13 protein-coding genes and 1 other RNA gene are annotated in these 23,724 nt (G+C 59.4%); 8 read left to right on the plus strand and 6 right to left on the minus strand.

Translation table 11 applies throughout. From position 1 onward, the window contains the following. Positions 1–244: 244 nt before the first annotated feature. A complete protein-coding gene (locus tag ACOYJL_RS09835; RefSeq protein WP_433570055.1) occupies positions 245–1,450 on the minus strand; it encodes an MFS transporter in 1,206 nt (401 codons plus the stop codon). Positions 1,451–2,099: 649 nt separating this feature from the next. Further along, positions 2,100–5,123, minus strand: a complete 3,024-nt coding sequence (locus ACOYJL_RS09840; RefSeq protein WP_433570056.1) for a glycoside hydrolase family 3 C-terminal domain-containing protein — start codon at positions 5,121–5,123, stop codon at positions 2,100–2,102. Positions 5,124–5,459: 336 nt separating this feature from the next. Between ACOYJL_RS09840 and ACOYJL_RS09845 the strand changes: the two genes are divergently transcribed. Then, entirely contained in the window at positions 5,460–6,023 is a 564-nt protein-coding gene (locus tag ACOYJL_RS09845) for a hypothetical protein (protein ID WP_433570057.1), read from the plus strand. A 550-nt stretch (positions 6,024–6,573) separates the two neighbouring features. Next, positions 6,574–6,822 (plus strand): GHKL domain-containing protein, encoded by a 249-nt coding sequence (locus ACOYJL_RS09850; RefSeq protein ID WP_433570066.1) that lies wholly within the window; start codon positions 6,574–6,576, stop codon positions 6,820–6,822. Between the two features lie 301 nt (positions 6,823–7,123). Here the strand turns inward: ACOYJL_RS09850 and ACOYJL_RS09855 are convergent, their stop codons facing one another. Beyond that, positions 7,124–7,786, minus strand: a complete 663-nt coding sequence (locus tag ACOYJL_RS09855) for a VTT domain-containing protein (RefSeq protein WP_433570058.1) — start codon at positions 7,784–7,786, stop codon at positions 7,124–7,126. A gap of 39 nt (positions 7,787–7,825) precedes the next feature. Beyond that, positions 7,826–7,917: signal recognition particle sRNA small type (gene ffs / locus ACOYJL_RS09860), an RNA gene on the minus strand. Between the two features lie 443 nt (positions 7,918–8,360). Here ffs and ACOYJL_RS09865 point away from each other — a divergent pair. The 4 genes from ACOYJL_RS09865 to ACOYJL_RS09880 all read left to right on the plus strand — a co-directional run bounded on the left by ACOYJL_RS09865 (position 8,361) and on the right by ACOYJL_RS09880 (position 12,525). Next, a complete protein-coding gene (locus ACOYJL_RS09865; RefSeq protein WP_433570059.1) occupies positions 8,361–8,939 on the plus strand; it encodes a hypothetical protein in 579 nt (192 codons plus the stop codon). 212 nt (positions 8,940–9,151) lie between these two features. Continuing rightward, positions 9,152–10,558, plus strand: a complete 1,407-nt coding sequence (gene amrA, locus ACOYJL_RS09870; RefSeq protein ID WP_433570060.1) for an AmmeMemoRadiSam system protein A — start codon at positions 9,152–9,154, stop codon at positions 10,556–10,558. Continuing rightward, on the plus strand, positions 10,555–11,430 hold the full coding sequence (gene amrS, locus ACOYJL_RS09875) for an AmmeMemoRadiSam system radical SAM enzyme (protein WP_433570061.1): 876 nt from the start codon (positions 10,555–10,557) through the stop codon (positions 11,428–11,430). Before amrA ends, amrS begins: the two co-directional genes overlap by 4 nt. A 90-nt stretch (positions 11,431–11,520) precedes the next feature. Beyond that, positions 11,521–12,525 carry a choloylglycine hydrolase family protein gene (locus ACOYJL_RS09880; protein WP_433570062.1) on the plus strand — a complete coding sequence of 335 codons (1,005 nt, stop codon included), beginning with the start codon at positions 11,521–11,523 and terminating at the stop codon, positions 12,523–12,525. Positions 12,526–12,698: 173 nt separating this feature from the next. Here ACOYJL_RS09880 and ACOYJL_RS09885 read toward each other — a convergent pair whose 3' ends face one another. Beyond that, positions 12,699–15,929 carry a glycoside hydrolase family 3 N-terminal domain-containing protein gene (locus ACOYJL_RS09885; protein ID WP_433570063.1) on the minus strand — a complete coding sequence of 1,077 codons (3,231 nt, stop codon included), beginning with the start codon at positions 15,927–15,929 and terminating at the stop codon, positions 12,699–12,701. A gap of 386 nt (positions 15,930–16,315) precedes the next feature. Here ACOYJL_RS09885 and ACOYJL_RS09890 point away from each other — a divergent pair, with 386 nt between their 5' ends. Both ACOYJL_RS09890 and ACOYJL_RS09895 read left to right on the plus strand, forming a co-directional pair. Continuing rightward, positions 16,316–18,208 carry a magnesium transporter gene (locus ACOYJL_RS09890; protein ID WP_433570064.1) on the plus strand — a complete coding sequence of 631 codons (1,893 nt, stop codon included), beginning with the start codon at positions 16,316–16,318 and terminating at the stop codon, positions 18,206–18,208. 12 nt (positions 18,209–18,220) lie between these two features. Further along, positions 18,221–19,471 (plus strand): Nramp family divalent metal transporter, encoded by a 1,251-nt coding sequence (locus tag ACOYJL_RS09895; protein WP_433570067.1) that lies wholly within the window; start codon positions 18,221–18,223, stop codon positions 19,469–19,471. A gap of 199 nt (positions 19,472–19,670) precedes the next feature. On the opposite strand, the gene ACOYJL_RS09900 is transcribed toward ACOYJL_RS09895, so the two are convergent. Next, entirely contained in the window at positions 19,671–23,348 is a 3,678-nt protein-coding gene (locus ACOYJL_RS09900) for an SdrD B-like domain-containing protein (protein ID WP_433570065.1), read from the minus strand. Positions 23,349–23,724 lie beyond the last annotated feature (376 nt).

Genomic DNA, 23,724 nt, shown 5'->3' on the forward strand with positions numbered 1-23,724 from the left:
TGCGCGAGTTTTGATGCCCGCGCGATGGGCGCCTGCCAAGTTATGCGACTTCTGATGCTCGACCGTGCCAACTTGCGCGAGTTTTGATGCCGTTTCTGCCAGGTTGTGCGACTTTTGATGCTCCGATTGCCAAGTTGTGCGGGTTCTGATGCTGCAAAACTCGCGCAACTTGGCAGAGGGGCCTCGCGCGAAGAAGCTAAGTCACCGCACGAGCGGCCATCCCCTCTTGTCAGGTTGGCGACCCTTACTGGCGCTTTTGAGCAAGCCTCTTGGAGAAGCTCGTGTCAGAATGGCGCGCCCAGAAGAAGTAGATTGCGACGGACACAACGCAGGCCAGGGACACAATCGCCCACATCGCCGAATAACCCATGCTCGTAATAAGCACGCCGGCCACGCCGCCGCCCAGGCCATAGCCAATGTCATAGCCGCAGAGGAACGTGGAATTGGCGGATCCGCGCGTCTCGTCGGTGGAAGTGTGAACGGCCATCGACTGCAGGGACGGCTCGAGGCCGCCGAACGCGTAGCCAGCAAGCATTGCGGACAGGAAGAACGTGGGCGTAGAAGGCGCAAACGCCAACAGCAGGAAAGCAACGAGCATAGCTGCGTTGCAGGTATACACAAAGAACGCCTCACCGCGCTGGTCAACAAGCTTGCCAAGCGTGACACGAACAAGCAGAAGCATTGCCGACATAATCAAAAAGTAAATAGATCCGGAGGGAAGACCCTCATTTGTTGCATAAATTGCCACGAAGTTCTCAAGAGCGCCGAAGGTGAACATAAAAACGAGCATAGTCACCGTAGCGGGAAGAGAATCGCGGTTGATGATAGTGCGTAGGTCGAGCTTCTTGTGAGGCACGTCGACCCGCGGCGCGTGGACAAACGAGAAGAGGATAAGTCCGGCAACAGCGATGAGAGCCGCCACGCCATACAGCACCTGGAAGCCGAAGTTCTCCATCAGCGTAAGGCCAAGCGCGGGAGCGATTGCGGAGGCGAGAGCCGTGGCCATGCCAAAGTAGCCCATGCCCTCAGCAAAGCGAGGTCTGCAGATCACGTCTGACGCCACAGTTGCCGTAGTCGAGTTAGAAAACGAAAGGCCCACGCCATGGATCATGCGGAGCACGATTGCCAAAGAGAGCACGGGCACAACGATGTAACCAGCTGGCGCGAGCCCCATAAGCACGAGTCCGATGACAAGCGCGACGCGACGGACTCCGTTGTCCAGCCACCAGCCAATGAAGGGTCGGATAATAACTGCAACGAACGAGAAGGCCGCGGCGCAGATGCCCGCAATGGCTTCGGTGCCGCCGAGGCTTTCGATGAAATACGGAAAAGTGGATAGGCTCATGATGTGGTTGGTGAAGACGCAAAGGTTCACCAAGATGATGAGCACAAGGTCACGCGTCCAAAGCTTGGGCTGCGTCGACGCTGTAGCAGATGCAGATTTTTGCATTAAAGCTCCTCCCGGACGAACATGAATCGGCCGTCCGAGAGCTGCTGGCTGCGCGGGCGGCGTTTAGGATCAATCGGACTTACGCCGCACGGCAGCTCATTGACACGTCAATTATAGCCTTTGCCTCCACCAAGGCTGAAAACCTTCACGATACGGGGCAAGGGGCGGGACGGACAAACGAGACGGGCGGTCTCCATATAACTGAGAGGCTGCCGAGACATGCCGAGATTGGATGCTCAGTTGTGCAAGTTTTCGAAGCTTCAGATTTCGGCACTTCGCGTCGCTGCCAAGTTGCGCGAGTTTTGATGCTCGACCAGGCCAACTTGTGCGACCTCTGATGCCGATTCCTGCCAAGTTACGCGAGTTCTGATGCTCCGCCGCCAAGTTGCGCGAGTTCTGATGTCGCAAAAGTCGCGGAACTTGGCAGGGGGCTCGCTGCCGCCGCATCGTGTGGGACTCCCGCCGCGCGGGCTCGCTGCCGCCGCATCGTGTGGGACTCCCGCCGCGCGGGCTCGCTGCCGCCGCATTGTGTGGGACTCCGGACTCCAAACTCCGGGGCGCGGGGGGCGTCGGGGCACAAAAAGGCGACCGCCCAGGGAGAGGGGGCGGCCGCCATTGTTCGCCACGACAATACGAAGTATTCAGGGGGCTACTTCTCGTCGGGCGTCGAGTTGTCCTTGCTCGCGACAGAGGCATCCTTGTCCGCGGCAGTGCCATCCTCAGCGACGCCATCACCGCCGGCGGCAGCCTGCTCGGCCTTCCAAAGCTTGTGGTTCTTGTGCGCCTTGTAGCCAAAGAACGCAGCCAGGGCGATCAGCGCCGCGGACCCGCCGTACAGGGCCTTCTGCCAGTTGGCAAGGCCGTACGTAATCTTGGAGCCCGGCACCAGCCCCTGCATAGCATTGGAGTTTGCAACCGTATACAGCACGTTGTGCATGCCGTTTCGCAGCTGGTTGACCACCGTCGCGGAATTGGTGCCCTCGTACTCGCCGGTCATGGCGGAGTAGGTCAGCTCGAGGTCGCCGCCGGCCGCCAGCGCCTGGTTCTTGTTCATGTAGCCGTAGAGGTTGAAGTCGGTAATCACCGACCCGCGAAAGCCCCACTCGGTGCGCAAAAGGTCGGTGAGCAGTGACTTTCTTCCGCCAGCCCACTCGGCGCCAACGTAGTTGAACGAGCTCATGATTCCCGTGCATGCCGGAATGGTCTTGGTACTGATGGTCCCCTGGTCGTCCGAGATGTACTTCATTTCGCACTCGGCTTCCTTCACCGTAATCTCGAATGGGCGCAGGTAGATTTCTCGCGCGGTCTGCTCGGTCGCCCAGGTACAGATATGCTGCACGCGATAGGACTCCTGGTCGTTCAAGGCGAAGTGCTTCACCATGGCGTAGCAGCCACAGGACGCGGCGCCGGCCACGACCGCCGCGCCAATCTTGCCGGCAAGCAGCGGGTCCTCGGAGTAATACTCAAAGTTGCGCCCGGAAAACGGCGAGCGGTGCGTGTTCATTGCGGGAGCATACCAGCCGTTGTAGCCCGAGGCGAGGGCCTCCTGGCCGACCATCTCGCCCATGCGTCCCATGAGCTCGACGTTCCAAGTCTGCGCCATAACATACTCTGAGCAGTACGAGCAGTTGCCCGTCGGACCAGTGAGCGACGTGAAGCCAGCGGGACCATCGGGCTCGGCCGTCGCAGGCTTTCCGATGCTCTCGACCTCGGGAGTGTTGTAGGCGTCGTCGTTCAGGCAGGCCGCCATGTCCTCAACGGTCAGCTGGTCAAGAATCTGGTCCCAGGCCTCGTCGTCATAGTCCTTTCCGCGCAGGTCGATGAGCTGAAGGCCGTTGTCAGCACCGGTCGTGGGCATCGAAGCAGAGGAGTCAAGGTTGTCGTCCAAGCTCCACTCGGCAAACTCGATGCCGCAGTCAGATGCGCTCTTGTCCTCGGCGGCCTCGGGGAAGGTGCCCTTGAAGTCAGAACGGGACATGACCGTGACGTTGTTCTTCATGTACTCGGTCATATCGTCAAAGTGGTTGGAGATCTTCTCGCCAGAGGCAGAGTCGGTAGTGAACTTCTCGCCGCTTACCGAGACGGTCTTCTCGTCCACCACGGTGTGGGAGTCAGTGCGCAAGCTAATCACATAGTCGCCGGAATCAAGGACCCAAGCCTGGTCGTCGGAGCTATACGAGGCCATCAGGCGCGTGGGGAAGCTGACCTCGACAGTCTGGCTCGCGCCGGGATCGAGAAGGTCGGTCTTTGCAAAGCCGCCGAGAACAACGGCTGGCTTCTCAAGGCCGCCCTCCTCGTATGGAGCGCTGTAATAGATCTCCACAACTTGCTTGCCCGCAACGCTTCCGCTATTGGTCACCGTGACAGATGCCTTGACCTCGTCGTTAGCAACCTCGGCAGAATCGAGGGTCTCGTCGAAGGTGGTGTAGGACAGGCCGTAGCCAAATGGGAAGACAACGGCATCGTCGTAGTTGAAGCCGTCGTAGTTGCCAGCTTCAGCCTCAGCGGCTGCCGTCTCGTAGTAGCGGTAGCCCATGTAGACGCCCTCGGCGTACTCGACAAAGTAGGCAGTACCATCAGAAGGAGTGCTGTTAGCGTTCGTTGTGTAGTAGCCTTCTACGTCCGTATAGCGCTTGCCGCCGAAGTTCTGAAACGTCGGGTCTGCGGTGAAGTCGGCCGCCCAGATGTCGGTGGTCTTGCCGGAGGGGTTCACCTGACCGGCCAGCACCTGGCCGACCGCGACGGATCCAGATGCGCCAACCGAGCCGATATGCAGAATTGCGTCGACCGAATAGTCTCCCTCCATGAGCGGGCCGCACTCCATGGTGGTCGACATGTTGAGAAGAACGACGACCTTGTCGCATGCCGACTTGGCCGCTGAAATGAGGTCCTTCTCCTCTGTCGTCAGCTCGAGCTCGTGCTGCCCGTCGACGTAGTTTGCCGTCTCGGCGTTGGCGGTGAAGTTCTCGGAAACGCCAGAGTCAACGGCGGCCTTGAGGTCGCGCGACAAGTCTCCGCCCTCTCCGCCGCCTCGTCCGAGCACGATTACCGCAGTGGTGCCAGAAATTGAGGACTGCACGTCAGAGGGGTAGTCTGCCCAAGGAATCTCGCCGATGTAGTAGGACGCCGTAGACGGATCGTCCATCGTGATAGAGGCCTTTGCGTAGTTGGAGAAGTTGTCGTTGACCCAATTGAACATCGTGTCGTTGATGGTGAAGCCAGCCTGGCTTATGCCCTGGTAGAGGGTTACGCAAGAGCTGGTGTCAACGGTCCCGGAGCCAGCTCCGCCATAGACGGGGTCGGCAGCGTAGCGACCCATCAGGCTGATTGGGGAGGCGGTATCAAGGGGCAGCGCATCGCCGTCGTTCTTCAGAAGCACGATGCCCTCGCCTTCAATTTCGGTCACGATTTCGTTGCCCGCCTCGGTCGCTTGGTTGCGACCACGGTACACGGAGTCATAGTAGTTTGAGTCCCAGTTCTCGGATCCCTCGACCTGCTCGACCGTTGCCGGGCGGCCACCAAGGTAGTGGCTCAGAAACGAGCTGAACTTGTTCGCGGCCACGTTAGCCGCAGCCGTGACGCCCAAAAGACCAACAGAAGCGACAGTTGAGCCAATGAATCTTCTGCGGGTAACACTCTTGGGCTGCTTCTTTGTAGCGTTTTTCTTGGCCATGTTTTCCCTCCCGTATCCATACGAGCCCGAGCTCCTTTTTCGAGCTAGGACTCGGTTCCCTTGCGAGGTTGAGACTAACCGCGCTTGCCAAATTGGGAGGAAAATCAACGCATCCTGTCGTTTGCGCGGCGTATCTTGCACCTCTCGCCTGCCTAAGCGGCAGTTTTTGCTTGAAGACGCCGGCACCGTGATACGTGGAGGTTTTTCGAACGGGCCCGCATGCCGTGCTAAAGTCGACTCTGCGTGTAGCGCACGCTACTACAAGTGCAAGGCAAAGCGCGTGGTGAGCCATCTGGCTGCCACGCGCTTTTTTGTGCAAAAGAAAGGAAGAAAAGCATGCCAAAGAACCGCGCTCAGGGAATTATCTTCGGAATTCTTATGTCCATCACCATGGCATACGGCATGGAGGTCTACAACGTCGCATGGAAAATGGGCTACCCCACTATGGCCGGCGGCTTTTCGAACATGACCAACGACGTCTTCCTTAGCGCGCTCGCCGAGGCCGCATACATGTGGCTGTTCGTGTTCCTGTTCTCTAACCTTTGGGGCAACCGACTGGGCTCGCGCTTGGCGTCCCGTCTGGTGGATCCCGAGAAGGACAACGCATTTCTATGCACGCTCGTGCGTTCGGGCTGCACCGTGCTGGTGATGTGCCCCACGATGAGCATGGTCGCGTCAATCCTCTTCAATGTGATCCTTGCCGGAAACCCCGTTACGCAGCTGCCTGCCATCTGGGTGGGCACACTGTTGAAGAACTTCCCCATGGCGCTGCTGTGGAACATCTTTGCAGCCGGCCCCGTGACCAGGCTCGTCTTCTCCAAGTTCTTCAGCCACGTGGGCGAGAAGGACACTCCGGCCGTCGTTGAGCCCGCGCGCGAGAGCGTTACCGTTAGCGAATAGCGCGCTTGCCCTGGCGCCCGGGGCGGTCTGGCAGCCCCTGGCGCCAGGTTCCGGCTGCCAAGTTGCGCGAGTTCTGATGCCCGCACTGTATGGCGCTGCGACCCGGCTGCCAAGTTGCGCGAGTTCTGATGCTCGCCCCTGCCAACTTGCGCGACCTCTGATGCTCGTTTTGCCAGATTCCGCGACTTCTGATGCTCGATCTACCAAGTTGTGCGACTTCTGATGCTGCAAAAGTCGCGCAACTTGGCAGCGACCCAATGTGTGGGACCATCAGAGAAATTGCGTTGCCGGTTGTGCGGGACGCACTTCTCGACATGTCAGCCTACCTGCGGTTTCTCAGTATTTCAAAACATATTGTGTGGGACGCGGCAAAAAGCTCGGAAAGTCCTTTCTGTTGTGTGGGACTTTTTGCTCTTGCGGCGTGCTGCCTCTGAAAGGGACCACGCATAACTGCAGGTAGATAAAAGGCACATTACATGTAGCATTCATGGCAGCCCCACACAATGGAGCGAGTGCTTGAGCGACGCTGCGCAGCCCCGGACGACGCGTAATCTCCCTGGGCGTTCGATCCGCCGCAGGCATGGTCACCGTCCACGAGGAGAACTATTTCTCAGGCGACCTGCTGATCAAGGGCGACTTGCCCGTCTCCACGAAGGGGGACCCGCTGAGCCACGGCTATGGGTTCAGGTCCATGCGTACGATCGTTGAGCGCTATGGCGGCGCCTTGACCTGCGGGGCACAGGATGGGGTATTCCACCTGAACGCGATAATCCCTGCTCACACGGAAAAGCAGATGTAGGCGCATGATTGGCACCAGATAGCGGCCCGCCCATTTGCGCCAGCTTCATTCCCTCTGTTCAGGCGCGGGTAGCCCGTTCGCCAACAATGAAGAATGGGCCCCGGCACGATGCCGGAGCCCATTGGGAGCCCGAGTAGGGAAGAAATGGGAGGAGTACATACCCGGGCGCTGCACGGCACCCGTTTTTGCGTGGGAGGAGGCGCCGCCAAGTAAAAGGTACTCGTCAGGAATCCCGAAGAATCATCTTTGTCACAAGATGCGCTTTTGTTGACACAAATTGCGCAGCGACCCACGCAAAAGGCTACTTGGCCTGCTCGGCCTGCTTCTTGTTCTTGATGCGATTGCGGATGAGACCGGCGACCGTAGGAATGATGGACACGAGGATGATTCCCACGATCAGCAGCTCAAAGTGTTCCTGCACCACTGGAATGCCGCCGAAAAAGTAGCCGAGCAGCGTGAACATCGTGGACCACGTAACGCCACCGAGCACGTTGAAGACGACGAAATTACGCCAATGCATGCCGCCCATGCCTGCGATAAAGGGCACGAACGTACGGATAAACGGGAAGAAGCGGCCTAGGAAAATGGCAAGATGACCCCACTTGTCCAGAAAGGCCCTGCTCTTCTCCATTCGCTCGGGGGTCATCGCCTTTACCTTGCCGGAGGCGACGATCTTGGTCCCGAAGAAGTGACCAATCATGAAGTTGCACTGGTCCCCCAGGATGGCGGCAGCCCAAGCGGTCGCAAGAAGGGCAACGATGTTGAAGCCGCCCCCCTGCGCAAAAAAGCCCGCAGCAAAGAGCAGGGAGTCACCCGGAAGAAACGGGAAGAAAACAACGCCCGTCTCGATAAAGACGATGAGGAAGACGCATCCGTATGCCATGAGAGGGCCTGCGGCGATCCAGCCGGCAATGGCTCCACGCGGGTCGCTCAGCAGGTTGGCGATGAATTCAACGAAGCCCATGGAATCCTATCCATACTGTATCGGCATGAAAAAAGCGCGCTCGGTGGGAGCGGATGCCCGCCAGAGGCCCCTTATGGCTGCTGCCTCCCGGCCCTGACCAGGTTCGAGGTGTTGCGTCACCCGCACCCATCCAACGCGCTGCTGCTAACTCTAGCAAAGATATCCGCCAACCATGAAAAGACCACGTATCCTCGCAGACGGAGCGCTGGCGAGGCCTTGGTCGGTCCCGGCGTCGTGCCGTTAGCGCAGGGTCATCGTCGGCAGCCCTCCGCGCAAGGCCCTCTCTACTAGACGGGGGCCCACAGACTGATCAGGTCTGAGGGCCCCCACTTTGGCAGCTGCCAAGCCATAAATGAGCTTACGCAGAGGGAAGCGCAAGGCATTTGCCAGTCACGCTCCCACTTTCTGCACACTCATATCATTCCCTAACCCCCGGTGCTTATCCCATGCTTCCTGCCAGACGGCGCGTTTCTCTCAATGAGCGTTTCGTCGCGACAATTCGCACACAAACAATCACGCAGCCTGCAATTGGGGGTACGATTCCTACGTTCGTGTCGATTTCCAAGGAGCAGCAATGTCAAAGAAGCAGTCATCCAAGGCAAAGGCCGCCGAGGAAGCCCGCCAAGAGAAGAGCGACCGCAAATACGGCACCCCGCTCTTCTCGCTAACGTACGAAATGAACGAGCTTGAGTTTTCGCGTGCCGCGACCCTTGTGTACTCCGATCGCATCAAGGACGCCCTTACAGCGGTTTCGATTGTCTCGATCGTCCTGATGATCATGTCAATCATCCAGAATCCCGATGACTTGTTCCTCGCAATGATCTTTGTCGTTCTCTCTGTTGTCGCCACGGCGGTCAGCTCTAGTTGGCCCAGCATTACGGCCAATCGCGCTCGAAACACTTCGCTTGGCCTTGTGGGCGAGAATAATCGTCGTCACGTTGTCGTTACCGCCGATAAAGTGGTCGAAGAGGGGCCGGACGACCGAGTTGAGGAAATTCCGATTTCTGACTTGTCGGCATTCCGCTGGAATGACGACTTTTGCGTTGCTGCGTTTAGCAAAAAGCGCTTCATCTATGTCCCCCGCTCCGCAATGAGCGAAGGCCGTTACCGCAACCTGCTCCGCTACTTCCAAGAGAAGCTCGAAAGCAAGTAGACCACAGGGGGCCGCTCGCGCACTTCCCTCTCTCCTTGCAGAAATATGCGTGCGCAACTGCCGACATGGCGTGCTGGCGTGAGCCGGCGCGCCATGTTTTTTCACGGCTGCCCCCCCTCCGCCAGTACAAACCCAACCCTCTGGCGGGACAGGCGCGATTTTCCCTTCTTATCGCTGTAAGGTGGGGTAACAAACCAGCGATCGGAGGCATCATGGGCATACTGGCCGCGTTCGCACTGCCGCATCCGCCCCTCATCATTCCCGAGGTCGGGCGTGGCTCTGAAAAGAGAGTGCAGAAAACAATTGATTCGTGCGCAGAGGTTGGTCGCAGAATTGCCAAGCTGCGCCCTGAAACCGTTGTCATTTCTAGCCCGCACTCCGTCATGTATTCCGACTACATTCACATATCTCCGGGGCGCCATGCATCAGGCAGCTTCGCAAACTATGGAGCACCTGAGGCGCGCTATGAGGCGCATTACGATATGAAACTGGTCCAGCGCATCTGCGACCTGGCAGACGATGCCTATCTAGCCGCCGGCACCGAGGGCGAGCGCGATCCCAGCCTTGATCACGGGACAATGATCGCCATTCATGCAATCGAGGACCTCGGCGGCTATCACAGCTTCCAAGTTGTGCGCATGGGCATCTCGGGCCTTTCCCCCGCCGAGCACTACCGTCTAGGAATGATCGTTGCCCAGGCGGCAGAGGAGCTCCATCGTCGCGTCGTATACGTAGCATCTGGAGACCTTTCGCATAAGCTGCAGCCAGATGGTCCATACGGCTTTGCCGAGGAGGGTCCCATTTTCGACGAGAAGGTCTGCGACGCATTCTCAACCGGCAACTTCCTCGAACTTCTCACCATGGATCCATCGCTTTGCGAGCGAGCGGCCGAATGCGGTCTGCGCAGCTTCCAAATTATGGCGGGCGCGCTCGATCGCACGCCAGTAAAAGCTGAGCTGCTCTCGCACGAAGACGTGACCGGCGTGGGATACGGGGTAGCATGCTTCACGCCCACTGGCAAGCCCGGCTCGGCTCCTGAGCGCAACTTCCTCGATCAGTACGAGCAATGGCACAAGCGTGACATGGCGCAGCGCCGTAACGAGGAGGATCCATACGTGCGCCTCGCCCGCACAGCGCTTGAGACATGGGTCACAGACAACCGTCGAATAAATCCTGGAAGCGATCTTCCCGAAGAGCTTCTGACCACACGTGCTGGCTGCTTTGTCTCAATCAAGAAGAACGGGCAGCTGAGGGGCTGCATTGGCACCATCCAGCCGACGCGAGCAAACCTTGCATCCGAGATTTGCAGCAATGCCATTAGCGCCGGCACGCGCGACCCGCGCTTCTTGATGGTTGTGCCCTCTGATCTGCCCGAGCTTGTTTACGACGTAGACGTGCTGAGCACCCCCGAGCCCATCTCTTCTATTGCTGAGCTTGACCCGAAACGCTACGGCGTAATCGTGAGCTGCGCGGACGGTCGGCGCGGACTGCTGCTGCCCGACCTCGACGGCGTCGACACGGTCGACGAACAAGTTTCGATTGCCGCGCGCAAAGGCGGGATTGACCTGCGCTCTGACGACTACACGCTCGAGCGATTTGAGGTTGTGAGGCACACATGAGTAGCGCAGACGTCGCGGACACAGATGCCCTGACCTGCGACGTCTGTCCGCACCACTGCAAGATCAGGACCGGCGGGCTTGGGTTTTGCCGCGCCCGAACCGTGCGCGACGGTCAAATTGTGCCTGAAAACTATGGTCGCGTGACCTCCATCGCCGTCAATCCCATAGAGAAGAAGCCAATCGCCGAGTGGCACCCCGGATCAAAGGTCTTGTCCGTGGGAAGTTACGGCTGCAACATGCGCTGCCCCTTCTGCCAGAACTACGAGATCTCGCAGGTGGGAGCAGACATGGTGGGCTTCGGTTGGCAGGACATTGCTCCCGAGGAGCTCGTCGCCACAGGTGTGCGCCTTGCCGAGGACGACCCCAGCATGATTGGTCTTGCCTACACCTATAACGAGCCGCTCATTGGATGGGAGTACGTGCGCGACTGTTCCACGCTGGCGCACAAGTCGGGGCTCGCGAACGTGCTTGTCTCAAACGGATGCGCCCAGGAATGGGTTGTGGAGGCGCTGGCGCCGTTACTTGACGCAGCGAATATTGACTTGAAGTGCTTCTCGCGAGAAGGCTACGCAAGCTTGGGCGGCAACTTTGACGCCGTCAAGGCAACCATCCAACGACTCGCTGAGCTTCCAACCTGTCATCTTGAGGTGACAACGCTGATTGTTCCGGGAATCTCGGACAGCAAAAAGGACATGCGCAAGATTTCTCGATGGCTTGCCGACTTGGACCCAGAAATCGTGCTCCATGTAACGCGATTCTTCCCGAGATGGCGCATGTCAAGTGGAAGGCCAACGCCCGTTGCAACCGTAAGAGAGTTGGCCGAGGTGGCGTCAGAGAGCCTAGAGCACGTGCATGTGGGAAACTGCTGGTAGAGGGCTATCGCCATAGGATACTGAAAAACTCGGGCATGGAGACCGCTGGCAGACGACAAGGAGCCGCACGCAAGCAATGAAGGAGAGCGCATGTGCACAGCAATCACCCTGACATCCGAGGCAGGCACCAGCTATTTTGGTCGCAACCTTGACTTCGGCTTCCCGACTGACGCCCATTTGATTTCTGTCGCGGCGGGCTCCCGCTGGTCGAGCGTGGCTAACGGCCAAACGGTCGTCAGCCCGCTTGCATTTGCGGGACTGGGGCAGTTTGGCACGGGCTATCCGGTCTTCCTGGACGGCGTGAACCAAGCCGGGCTTGCCGGAGCGGCACTCTACTTTCCAGGATATGCCAGCTATTCGGAGCCTAGCGAGACATCTGAGAAATCTCAGGTTGAGGCACTCGACCTGCTCAGGCTTCTTCTTGGACAGTGCGAAGACCTGGAGAGCGTACGCGAAGTCGCAGAAAAGGTGCAGGTCGTTGGCATTCCCAACTCCGTGACGCACCAGACAACTCCAATGCACTGGATCTTTGCTGATCGCAGCGGGTCGTGCCTTGTCATCGAAATCGAGAAGGATGGCTGCCACATACTGGAGGACCCCGTGGGCGTGCTTACAAACAGCCCGGACCTTGAGTGGCACCTAACCAACCTGCGCAATTACCTGCAAGCAACGCCCGAGCAGCCAGCCCCAGTCTGTTGGTCTGGACTTTCGCTGTCGGCGCTAGGGCAAGGTGCGGGAACAAGCCGGCTGCCCGGAGGATATACCCCGCCAGAGCGTTTTGTCCGCGCGGCTTTTATGCGCGCCAACGTGAAGGTGCCTGCAGAAGAGAGCCGCGCCGTTGCCGCGTGCTTCCACGCGCTTGAGCCTGTTGCGCTTCCGCTCGGCTCGGCAAGCGATCCCCACGGTCGCGACTTTACGCAGTACACAGCCTTTATCAACACGGATAGCTGCACCTATTACCTGCGGACCTACGACAACCCCGAAGTTGTGAGCGCGTCGCTGGACGAGTTGCTTGCAACCAACATTGCCCCTGACCAGACTGGCGCCTGCGACCACGGATCAATTAACCGACCGACCTCGTTCCCACATTTCTAGGAATCCCGCTGGGTTGCGCGGCGCTCCGCTTGCCATTGCCAGGTTGCGCGTCTTCTGCTGCTGCGCACCGCCAGGCTGCGCCACCCCTGATGCCGCTATTGCCAAGCTGCGCGACTCCTGATGCCGCAGAACTCGCGCAACCTGGCAGCGATGCATTGTGTGGGACTGCGCCGCTATTGCTTGGGCACGACAGCCGCGGCTCCGGTCTCGTTCTTTGCTTTGCGGCGAGTAGAGCGACGTTTCTTTACATCAAGCACTATCTTCACCGCAACGACAGCGTCGGCAATCGCCAAACCGGTGCCAATGAAGTTGAAGCCCTCGCTCTTGATTGGCCTCTCGATGGTCGTGTAGGTTGTGCTCTCGTCGTCAGAGCCAACCGTAGGCGTGAGCTGCTCGATCTCCTCGTTGCGCACAATGTTTGTCGCGCGAGCATTCAGCCAAATGTAGAGCACGTCTTTCGTCGCACGTCTCAGAGAAAGGACCTGTGAGGCGGCGCGTTGCCGTTTCTTTGCAGCTTCCGTATCGCCCGAAGCGCTCGACTTTGTGGAAGAGCTCGAATACAAAAGGTCGTCAATCTCGTCCTGCGAGTAGCCATACTTCAGCGATCCGTTGTTGAAGATGCCGTCCATGTAGAGGTCGCCGCCTGCAGCAAGCTGCTGATCAGCGTTCATGTATTCATGATGGTCCGCGTAGTCGGTAATCACGCACCCCTGGAAGCCCCATTCGTCGCGCAGCACGTACTGAAGCAACCCAAGGTTGCCTCCTGACCACGTTGCCCCCACGCGGTTGTATGCCGTCATGATGCCTGTGGCGCCATTGTCGCGCACGCAAATCCTGAACGCGCGCAGGTAGATCTCGCGAAGACTCTGCTCAGTGAGCCACGTGTAGAGCGAGTCGCGATACGAATCCTGGTTGTTCACGGCCATGTGCTTGATGTAGCAATACGTTCCCGCATCCATGCAGCCTTGCACGACTGCCGCGCCCGTCTCGCCAGAAATAAGCGGGTCCTCCGAGTAGTACTCGTAGTTGCGTCCGCCCAAAGGCGAGCGATGGATGTTCACGCTTGGCGCGTATATCCCGTCGACGCCCATGCACGCAGCCTCATAGCCAAGCTGACGGCCATATGCGCGTGCGAGCGACTTGTTCCATGTCTGCGCAAGGACCGTGCCGTTAGGATAGCCAACCCCCGTGGTCAGCTGGTTGAATGAGCCAACCTGCGATGGGCCGTCCAAGTCGCGAAGCCGCTGCTTCCCTGCCGAATCAAGCGACGACGTCCCCAAATACCCATGCAAAACGATGCTCTCCATTTCCTCGACGGTCAGAGAGTCCAGCAGGTCATCCCAATGAGAGTCGTCGTAATCAAGGCCCAGCTTCATTCCCAAAGAGGTGAGCTCGCCGTCTTGCGAGACAGACGTAAGCCCCGTCAGCTGAACGCGCGTACGTCGAGAAGGGCTGGTGAGCTCGTCGGTCGCATCAAGGCTCGACTGCAGCCCCATCGCCTTTGCCATGAGCTGGTTGTCGCGGTCAAGCTGGTCCTCGTCATACAGGTTGAGCGACGCCACGTTGTCGGTCATCCGTCGATCGGGGTCGGTTGTCGAGGGAAACGTGCCTTTGAAGTCCGCGCGCGTCAGATATGTAATGTTTGCGCCCGAATTCGAGCCGTCAATGGACACGCCGTCCCATGCGGAGTTGCCCGTGAAGTGGTTCGAGACGTCCGCGCCGGTCACATAATCAGTCCCGCAATCAATAGTGCTCTGGATGGTATAGGTGACGGTGGCGTTCTCGCAGCTAGCTACCGTGTGGGCGTCGCTTGAGAGCGACATCACGTAGTCGCCGCGCTCAAGCTCGTAGCCAGCGAAGTTGTCGCCATCTGCGTCATAGCAGTCGTACGAGGCAAGGTCATCCACCGAGAAGGTCAGCGTCAAGTCTTGGCTCTCTCCCGGAGCAAGAAGCTTGGTCTTCTCGTAGGCGACAAGCACCTTGGACGACTTCTCGATGCTGCCCGAGTAGTACGGCGGCGTGCAATAGAGCTCGACAACGTCTCTGCCGGCAACGTCGCCAGTATTGGTTACGCGCACTGTGCAAGAGACCTTTGAGTCTCGGTTGATGTCCTCGTTGTCTCCCGGCGACCACGAGACTACCTCCCACGAGAAGCTCGTGTACGACAGCCCGTAGCCAAACGGATATTGGACGACGCCCTCGTATCCAGAGCCATGCTCGTTCGAGACGTCATCCCAATAGCCCTCCGCATCGGCGGTCTCATACCAGCGATAGCCAACGTATATTCCCTCGACGTAATCTACGAAGCGCACGGAGTTGTACGTCTCGATGGTTCCGACGTTGCTGTTCAAGGTGCCGTCGGCGGGATAAAGCCCCGCCGATCCCGTATACTCGCCCTCGCCGCGCGAGCCAGAGTTTGCGTACGAGGCCGCGCTCTCGAAGGAATACGCGTACGTATCGGTCGTGCGACCCGAGGGGTTCACGCGCCCCCACAGCGCATCGACCACAGACTCGGCGCCAACTTCGCCGGTGCAGCCAACGAGCATCGCGGCATCAATGCCGTCAATGGTCTCAAGCTGGCCCAGCTCCATCGTATTTGTCGAGTTCACAAGTACAATAACGTGCTCATAGTTCTGCCCGACGTAGCGCAGGAGGTTCTCCTCTTCGCGCGAGATGGACAGGTAGCTGCGAGTTGCGTCGATGCTGACGCTGCCACCCGACTCGGTTATCTTGTACTGCATAGAGGTGCAGTCGATGCTTTCGCCGGCGGTGCGAGAGATTACGACAATGGCAGTATCGGAGTAGTTCTTGGCGTTCTGCAGCAGGTCTGATGTGTAATAGGTCGAATCGTTGATGTCCGGCTCGTAGAGGCGGCAGTAGTCGAGGTCGTGCGAGTTGAGCGCGCTCGTGTAGTCGCGCGTCCCATGGAACGACTTGTACATGTCTGTGAGCTGGGTGTTGTACTCAACTCCTGCCGCCGTAAGCGCCTCAAGCAGGTCTTCCGTATCGCCAGCAACCTGCCCGGAGCCCGAGCCCGCAGAAACCCACTGGGTAGATGCCCAGCCAAAGACATTCACCTTGGTGGTGTCAGACGAGATGGGAAGCGCATCATCGTCGTTCTTCAGAAGGACGATGCCTTCTCCCTCGATGCTCTTCGCGAGCTTCTGTCCGTCCTCCATAGCAGCATCGTAATTCTGGGAGCTGATGTCCACATGGTCGCCGCCAAGGTACGACATGGCCGTGTCGCCCAGCACATACAGGGCAACATTGGCAGCAGCGAGCGCGGCAACCAGGACAACCATGAGAGCCTTCCCGAGAACGGAGAGAACGAGGCGCCTCTTCTCGGCGGGCGTGCGCGGAGTCGGGCGCTTTTTCCGATCCCTCTTTTTACGTCTAAGTTTCACGAGTCTCCTTGTATGTACCCGTCCGCTTCTGGCGAACCTCTACGGAACCTTTTCGAACGCCCTCTTTACACGCCCCTGACGAACAGGCCTCATGATGTGAGCGAGTGCGTTTCTCGTCATGCCCCAGTTTATGCGAGTTGCGTCCGTATTTGTTACTGCGGACTCACGTGTTACGCGTTCGTGTACAATTGCGGCGCGCATGCATCAAGATTGGCATGCGCGCGGTCATCACAGTCAAAGAGAAAGGTATTCATGAAACCCCGACCTCACAGTCGATGACCGTTCGACGTGCTCGAGCCGACCACGCCGAACGGAGTGAGAAGTGACGCTTTGGCGGCACGGCTTGCGTGGTGGGCCAACACTGCGCCTAACGCTAAGGAGCACGTATGATTTATTTGTCCCAACTTCTGGGAAACCCGGTCTTGGACGTCAACGGCGAGAAGATCGGCACCGTCTCTGACTTGGGCATTGCTACGGGAGAGGTATTCCCGCGCGTAACCAGCCTGGCCTTTATGGGGCCTGGTCGCACGCCGTTTATGATTTCGTGGCGCAAGTATGTGGACTCGTTTGATGAAGACGTAGTGCATCTCAAGGTGCCCGCCACCGACATTCGATTCTCCTACCTGCAGCCCGACGAGGTTCTTCTCGCCCGAGACATTCTGAATAAGCAGATCGTCGATACGCGCGGGATGCGCGTCGTTCGCGTTAACGACCTGAAGCTCTCTGACACCAGCTCTTCGCAGCTGCGCCTATTGGGCGCCGAGGTGGGCGCGCGCGGCCTTTTGCGCTCGCTCTCCCCCCGCCTTGAGAGACTCGTGCTGAAAATTGCCCGCGCCTTCGGCAAGTCGATTCCCGAGAAGATCATCGCGTGGAACTACATGGACCTCGTCGAGCGCGATCTTTCCGACGTGAAGCTGTCAGTCTCGCACAAGACGCTGGACGACATGCACCCCGCCGACATAGCCGACATCATCGAGAGGCTCGACCCGCGTCTGCGCGGCCAGGTGTTTGCGCAGCTCGACGACGAGCAGCGCGCCGGCGCCATGGCAGAGCTTGACGACGACCAGATGGCCGCAGAGCTCATGGGCACCATGGACGAGGCTGGCGCCGCTCGAGTCCTGTCTGAGATGGACCCAGACGATGCAGCCGAGCTGGTCTCGGAGCTTGACTACGATAAGGCCGAGAAGCTCCTCAAGCTAATGGGCGTACGCGAGCAAAAAGCCGTCCGGCAGCTGCTGGGCTATCGCGAGGACACTGCCGGCCGCATCATGACTTCCGAGTTCGTGAGCCTGCCCGAAGACAGCACCGTCGCTGACGCCGTCAGGACCATCCGCGACTTGGACGAAGACTTCGAGTCCGTCAACTATGTGTATCTGACCGACGAGGAGGGCGCACTTTCCGGCGTGCTCACCATGCGGGCGCTGGTTGCTGGCGAGGATGGCGACAGGCTGTCCGACCTTGCACAGACCGAGGACCTGATTACCGCAAGCCCCGAGGACGACCAAGAGGACGTCGCCGAGGACATCTCGAAGTACAACCTGCTCGCAATGCCCGTTGTGGACGAGAAGAACCACATGCTGGGCATTGTCACGGTCGATGACGCGCTTGACGTCCTTGAGGACGAGCACGAGGAGGACCTCGCCATTGCCGGCGCCCGCCAGAGCGACTCGGACGATTCCACCTCAGACCACCTGCTGAGCCGTGTGTTCTCCGACGAGGTGTGGTTCTTCTTCTGGATGCTAGGGCTCGGCATTCTCTCCGCGATTTCGCTTTCCGCAAGCGGCAGCGTGCTGCCCGGCTTGGCGCTTGGTGCGCTGATGCCCATCTGCCTGCACGTGGCAGGGACCATGAGCCGCTACGTCACCAACTTCATGCTGGAGTACGACGAGGACGACGAAGACGCCCCCTCTATGCTTGGTTTCACCTTCAAGGGAATCGCCGTGGCGGCGCTCTATGCGCTGGTGGTGCTGCTTGTGGGCTCGAGCATCGTCAACGCGATCGGCGCGGCTGGCTCCGCCGCCGGGTCCGCAAGCGCGCTGATTTCCGCCGAGTTTGAGAGTGCCCTGCTCGCCCTTGCCAACATTGGCATCCGCGACGCAGCCTTTGTCGTGGTCGTCACGTTTGCAACCGCGCCGCTCTACCTCATGTACCTGCGCAGACGCGACCGCAAGGGCAAAGACATCAATGGCTTCTCGTTGAATCTGTTTGCTCTTTTTGTCTCTACGGTGCTGTATGCCGTTGTCGCGGCCATCGCGATGGCTCCCGGATTGGGGGCGTAGTGAATGACCAGGATGACCAAGAAGACCGAGAAGAAGCGGGCGCCGCTCGACAGGCGCAGGGTTCTTGCGGCCATGGGCCCGGGAATGGTGGCTGCGCTGGCGGGCGCGGACGCAGGCGGCGTGGCAACCTACTCAAACGCAGGCGCCGAGTTTGGCTTTGGCCAGCTGTGGACCGTACCTGTGATGTGCGTGCTTTTGATTGTGGCGCAGGAGACCGCAGCGCGCATGGGCTGCGTTACGGGCAAAGGCTTTGCATCGCTGATCCGCGAGCAGTTTGGCGTACGCCTCTCCGCTCTAGCAATGCTTGCTCTTTTGATTTCCAACACAACTGTGACGCTGTCTGAGTTTGCTGGCATTGCGTCTGGTATGGCACTTTTTAACGTGCCGTCATATGTCAGCGTGCCAATAGCCGCAATCGCCATCTGGATGCTTACGATGAGCGGCTCGTACCGGCGCATCGAGAAGATCTTGCTGGCCATCAGCTGCGTCTTTGTGACCTACGTCATAGCCGGCATCATGGTGAAGCCAGACTGGGGCGACGCCCTTAACGCCACATTCATCCCGCGCATCTCGACGAGCCCGACGTACGTGTCGCTGCTGGTCGCAAACGTCGGCACCACAATTGCGCCATGGATGATCTTCCTCGCCCAGAGCAACGTGGTCGAGAAGAACGCACACGAGGAGGACATCCCCTACCAGCGCATCGACACCGTTACGGGCGCAATTGTCGCAAGCATCATTTCGTGGTTCATCATCCTGACCACGGGCGCCGTGCTCTACCCTGCTGGCGTGCATGTCGACAGCGCCGAGGCAGCCGCAAGCGCACTGGCACCTCTGGCCGGAGAGTACGCGCAGGTTCTGTTTGGAGCCGGCCTTGTCGGAGCGTCCGTCTTGGCGGCTTGCGTGTTGCCCGGCATCACCTCAAGTGCCATTTGCGAGGCATTTGGCTGGGAGCGCGGCGCCGACCGCAGCTGGTCCGAGGCGCCCGCCTACCGCGGCATCATCACGGTAATCATCGCATTCTCTGCCATCGTCGTCTTAACCCCCAACGTCAACCTGTTTGGCATCATGATGCTGGCGCAGGTCATTAACGGCGTGCTGCTGCCGGTTCTGCTCATCTTTATGGTGCTGATTGCGAGCGACAAGCACGTAATGGGCAAGGACGCCAACGGACGCGCATGGAACGCCCTCACGTGGTTCACGATTGTTATGGTGATCGTGCTGACCGTAATCATGTTTGTGCTGCAAGCAATGGGGGTTTAGTCGCGCACATTGCATGGAGCGGCTCCCCCCCCCTGCATTGCCCTGTTAGATGATTGTTTCTCGCAATGTTTCCTATTCCGGGATAATAGCGCTGCCCACGAAACGTTCGCGGCATGCCTCATGCCCCTAATAAGAAGCCCGGGATCGCAAGCGCGGTCCCGGGCCAATTACGTTAGCTCATTCGCTCATTCAGCGGGGCTTATGAGCGACGGTGCCTGAGAAGGAGGCTCCCCACGATGGCAGCAACCCCGAGCATTACGAGAACGACGGGCAGGGTCGCGTTCGTGTCCCCCGTATCGGGCGTCGCCGCCAAAGGCGTGGCAGGCTTCTGAGCTGATGTTGCGGCGTTAGTCGTTGTTGTGGTTTCAGTCGTGGCTGTGGTGTCAGTGGTGGTATCAGAGCCGCCATCAGAGACATCGGGGTTCGTGCTATCAGGATTCTCGGGAGTGTCGGGGTTTTCAGGATTCTCAGGAATCTCCACGCGCTCCCACTGGGCGACGTAGGTCACCTCGGGGGAGTCGACGGTGTCGGAGACCTCGGGCGACCAGCCCGCGAAGCGCCAGCCGGGCTCGCCGGCGGGGTTGCCGGCGCTGTCGGTCGCGCCCGCGTAGGCGGGCGTCTCGTCGCCCACGTACAGGCCGGAGTCGTGGACGTCGTCGTCGAAGGTTCCGTGCTCGCCCTTGGTGTAGGTGACCTTGGCGCCCACGCGCTCCCACTGGGCGACGTAGGTGGTCACGCCGAAGGACACGGTGCTGTCGACACCCTTTCTGAGCAGCGTCTCATTCTCATCCGCTACGCTCAGCCCGGTCTCGCCATCGTCGGTCGAAGTGCTACCCTGCTTCACCCAGCCCGTGAAGCGCCAGTTCTTCTCGCCCTGCGGAAGCCCGTCGTTGACGGCATTGGAAGTTGCGTCATCGAGCGCGCCGGAGTACGTCGGCGTATCGCTCCCCTCGGCGACCGTGGAGAAGACAACGTCGTCAAAGGTGCCGTGCTCGCCCTTGGTGTAGACCACCGAAGAGGAGGCCAGCCCTGCATCCACGGTGGCGACAGGCTCTCCGCCTTCAGTGCTTGTATATTGCACTGACGTCTTGGTTGCGCTTGTCTGGTCATCGCTTGCGGTCACCACTGACGGTCGGTTGCCCGTCTCGGTAGTGGGGCTAAACCGGTATTTGGTCGTGTCGGGGTTCTCGACCGTGACCTCAAGGCTCGTTGTGCGACTGTCATAGTACGTGTCAGGATCGAACGGCTGACCCACTGCGTAACTCTCCGTCGCGGTAGTCCCGCGAGCATAGGCAAAGGAGTAGTACCCGTTCTCATCTGTCGTGGTAGTAAGCTCGTTCGACGAGCGATCGTAGCCCTGTGCCCAGTACTCAGTCGCTCTGACCGTGACTCCCTCAATGCCCGTCTCGCCGTCGTCCATGACGCCGTTGTTGTTGGCGTCGTTATAGACTATGCCTTCCAGACGCCCGGCCGTTGTCTCGATGGACTCCGGCTTGAGGCTGGACGAGTAGAACGTCGTGGAGCCCAGAACGTAGCTTGCGACGGGAGTCCACGTGCTAATTGCCGCTGGGTCCATAACGGAGTCGTCTGCGGTAAGGGTGAAGTCAAAAGTCTGCGTATAGTCCACGGGAAGCGCGCCATCGCAAGACAGCAGAATCATGTTGGCACCCTCGGGACCGTCAAGCACGTCGTAATCGGATGCTGATGGCACCTGGTTGGCGCCAAAGGTCTTGCCGTCGTGGACCTTAAGATAGCTAATCGTCCAGCCTTCCGGCAGCTCGCTCGCAAGGACCGCGCGCAATCCGACGCCATAGACGCCCTCGGGCGAGAATGCGTCACCGAGCGAGGAGCCCTTGTTGGGAACCGGGATGAACACATGGGCGTTCTCAATTGAGGTGCCTGTGAGGTTAGAGACCTCAAGGGAGTATGTTGCCTCGAAATCCTGGTCGACCACGGCGCGCGTATTGGTGGGGTCAGAGGCATCATAGACGAGCTCCTCGTTCAACGGAGAGCCGCTCTTAGTTACAGTCATTGAGTTTCCGAGCTCCAGGGCCTTTCGCTCCTGCACGTAAATGGGGCCGCCGAAGCCGACGAGCGTGCCGGAGTTGTTGATCTGGTACGGGTTGTAGGCGTTGTTGCCCCAGGTGTACTCGGTCGTCTCGGCGTCCTTGTCCTGCCCTATGAGCAGGATGTTGCTGCCGTAGAGGGTCTGGGGGGACATGTCGGGGTCCGTGGAGAGCGTGTACGAGACGGTGAACATCTGCTCGCTCATGTCAGCGTTGTACTTGCCGATGGCCTTGGTGTTCTCTCCCGCGCTAAAGCGCCAGATGCGCGAGCCATTAGTGGGCTTGGTGCCAACCTGGTCGGTGTCGGTGATGTCCTCGCCCTTGATGTGGTTGCCGTCAATCGTGACGTCCTTGACCGAGCAGCCCTTAGGCACTACGAGGTAGACGGCATAGTCGTTGACCCAAGCCGTGGTTGACCCGTAGGCCTTAATGTAGGGCGCGACGCCAATCATGGCGCTGACGGTGATGTCGTCGCCGGCCACGACGTGCGTGGTGGCGTTGTAGTATCCGTTCCGCGTCCACAGAGAGACGCGCTTGGTGTCCGTGGTGGCGGAGGTGAGGCTAGCAGACTTTGTCTCGTCAGCATTGTCGGTTGGCCAAATCTCAACGCCGCTCGCGGTGGAGCCCTTGCCATTGTAGGAGCCCCAGAGCGCGAGACGCGCGTTCTCCACGTTGTCCGGGGCGTCGACGTCGGGGCGCGCATAGGAGTGGTAGTCACTCTGAAGCTTGCCTACCTCGTAGACGACGCTCGTGATGGGAGAGTCGTCGGGCATAGAGACGACCGCGTAGCCGGTCATATTGCCCGAAGGCACCTCGTTGAGCTTGGTGGCGACCGTCGCCAAATCATAGGTCTGGCCATTGAGCTCGATCGTCGAGGCGTGGTCATCGTAAAGTGGGACAGTAACCGCGCGCACGGTGAGACCGGAAGCAGGGGTTATCTTGAGAGTGTAGCTCTCGGTCTGGGCGCCCTCACGCGCGCCGGTCGAGCTGAGGTCCCCGGCGGCGAGCATGGTGTTTTGCTCGACGCCCTCGTTGTCATACCAGTCATAACGGGCGGGCCAGCTCACGTCCGAAATCGACACTTCGGGATTGGAGTTGCGCATGCGATAGGTGAGCGTAGGCGTGCCTGTGATGGGCGCGTTCTCCTCGTCTCCGTAGACGCTTGCCGTGAAGTTCTTGAACGTAACGGTGTAATCCTTGTCGTCGGTCGAGAAGACGGAGGACGGGAAGACAGCCTTTGCACTGACCTCTCGGCTGCCGACATTCCAGCCCGCTGCGTCCTCAACCACGTAGTGGACGGAGGTCGTGCCGTCGCCGTTGTCATTGGGTTCGGTTGTCGCGGTAGCGGTGCGACCCCAGACGCTAACGTCAGTGATCTCGGCGCCAGTCGGGTAGGTTAGGTCGAACTCGACCTTAGTGACGCTCCCGTTGGTGCCCCACACGGGAAGCCACACACAGGTAGCAGCACGCTCGGGGTCTCCATCGAGGCCCACGTACGGTTTCGTGTCGTTGCCGCTATAACCCTGAAGCGTACCTCGACCGTCAATCTTGACCTTAGTGGTCGAGACGCTCTGGCGCGTCGCGCCGACGGCGTCGCCATCCATGTCACCAACGGCGGCAGCAATCTGCGCCACGGAGCTCTCGTAGGTCTGAGTGTCGTTCGCATTGAGGAAGGCCTGGCTGGGAGTAAAGCTCATCCAGGCACCGGCGTCGACTACGTCCGAGCTGCCGGTCATGATGTGGTAGGTGACGGTGCCCGAGTTGGTCTTGTTGGATGCGGTCCCTCCCTCGGCAGCGCTGAAGGCGAGCACCTTGTCGAGCGAGGTATGGGAAAAATCGGTGCCGGCCTGGTTCCACGAGCTGCCTCCGGGGGGCGTTGCCCACGTTTGCCCACCAGGGGATGGTGACGCTTACCCAAGTGGAGTCGTCGCCGTCGTCCTTCTTGACGTTTACCTTGAGGTAGTACTCCTTGCCGGCGGTCAGCTCGGGAGTATCGCCTGCCAGGAGGTCTGCCACAAGGGTGGTCCTGTCTGCCTCATAGATGGCAAGTTGCGAAAAGTGTGATATGGCTGCCCAAATTCAGACACGTTTGAAGCCGAGCTAACGAAAGCCCTAGGATGTGCCGAAAGGCACGGAAGGGCTATTGCCATGAGCAAGACGACGAGAAGGAAGTACGACCCCAAGTTC

Source organism: Tractidigestivibacter sp. (assembly GCF_050946515.1).
GTDB lineage: Bacteria > Actinomycetota > Coriobacteriia > Coriobacteriales > Atopobiaceae > Tractidigestivibacter.